Here is a 923-nt window from a genome sequence, read left to right as displayed (position 1 = left end):
AACTGAGCTATCGAGGCAACGGGGCGCATTAAAAAGGTTTTCCGGCTTTGCGTCAACGGTTTTTTGATAAAAAAAGCTTAATCTCTGTTTTTTTATGCTGATTGCTCGTATTTTGAACTTATTGCGCGCTGATATACGAGATTAGCTTTCGGCTAGCGCTTGCTGTTCACGGTTCAGGGCTCGCAGAAGAGCAGGGCGTCGGCTCATCTTCTGGCGGTAATTTTCGAGCCTGGGCGGAAGCTTTTGCTCAAACTTTACTGCCCAATTCAGGGTATGAGTCAACAGGATGTCGGCAACGGTTGGAAAACTCCCAATCAGGAACTCGCTATCAGGCAGCCAGGCTTCTGCTGTTTGCACTGCTTTCTTGAATTCCCAACTCGCGACAGAAAGCATTTTTGGCAGGCGGATCTGCTCGGGTAGGGCAAATTTGTGTTTTCCCATCGACCACAGTGGCTGCTCCAGTTCAGTAATAATAAAACTGATCCACTCCAGATGTTTCGCTGACTCTGCTGTTGCTGATTCCGGTAGCCAGTGGTGTCCATATTTCTCTGCAAGATAGATGCAGATCGCGGCAGATTCGGTAATAACAATGCCTTCATCATAGATCGTAGGTACTTTGCCCTGTGGGCATAGGGAAAGGTAGTCGGCGGCCTTATGTTCGCCTTTGGCAAAGTTGACTAAGCGGTAGCGCCAGTCCATTCCCAGTTCTTCTAATAGCCAGGAGACTCTCAACGAACGTGTTCTGGGGTAGCCATATAGCGTGATCATTTTTCTTCCCTGCGCGAAAAAGCATGGTTATAAACTTAGTCTAAAACCGAGAGGGAGCAAAAAAGATCAATTTTTAGGGATAATTAGGAATGAGGAGATAGAAAAAAGCCTTGTCTTGCGACAAGGCTTTCTTAAGTGGCTCCCCCTGCGGGACT

Annotated in this window: 1 protein-coding gene; it reads right to left on the bottom strand. The window is 47.3% G+C overall.

Annotation, left to right across the window (positions count from 1 at the left end):
• Positions 1–141: 141 nt before the first annotated feature.
• Complete coding sequence (locus C942_RS24095) at positions 142–768, bottom strand: glutathione S-transferase family protein (RefSeq protein ID WP_036801817.1); 627 nt, start codon at positions 766–768, stop codon at positions 142–144.
• Positions 769–923: the final 155 nt, after the last annotated feature.

The sequence above is a fragment of the Photobacterium marinum genome, from assembly GCF_000331515.1.
In the GTDB taxonomy this organism is placed as follows: domain Bacteria; phylum Pseudomonadota; class Gammaproteobacteria; order Enterobacterales; family Vibrionaceae; genus Photobacterium; species Photobacterium marinum.
The sequence above is the reverse complement of the archived record's forward strand: the minus strand, read 5'-3'. Positions and strand labels throughout refer to the sequence as shown.